A 569-nucleotide genomic window follows, 5' to 3' on the forward strand; every position below is an offset into this window, starting at 1 on the left:
CTGCCAAAACTGAGTGATAATCTTGATAACTTCCGTTCATATATTAAAAATGAACTAAACAAAAATTTATTAGCTGTTTCAAACGAAATTACAGATCAATTAAATAAAGGTCAGAATACTTTATCTACAATTCAATCGAAATTGAACTCAATCAACCAAGTGATTAATGCAGGTCAAGATATCTTAAGTGATGGTAAAGAACGTATTGATACAATACAAAGCACTTTACCTGGTATTGAACAAACTTACATCAATGCCATGAAAACTGCTCAAGCTTACTTCCCAACTGTGAAGAAAGACGTTGCACAAGCCGCTAGTTTCGTGCGCAATGACTTACCACAATTGGAACAAGAATTAGCTAATGTCACTCAATCAGTCAACCAAAACTTACCGGCATTATTTAACCGCTATGACAACGCTGTTAATTTATTAAATGAGAATCAACCACGTGCGAAAGAAGGTTTAGCTTCACTAGCTGACTTCGCACAGAATAAATTGCCTGACGTTGAGAAGGATCTTAAAAAAGCAGATAAAGTCTTCAAGAAACTAGACAAAGATGATGCTATCGA

1 pseudogene is annotated in these 569 nt (G+C 35.0%); it reads left to right on the forward strand.

Annotation, left to right across the window (positions count from 1 at the left end):
- Positions 1-569: pseudogene (locus tag HZY83_RS06600) on the forward strand (YhgE/Pip domain-containing protein); the annotation flags it as partial.

The organism is Gemella sp. GH3, from assembly GCF_013415425.1.
Lineage (GTDB): Bacteria > Bacillota > Bacilli > Staphylococcales > Gemellaceae > Gemelliphila.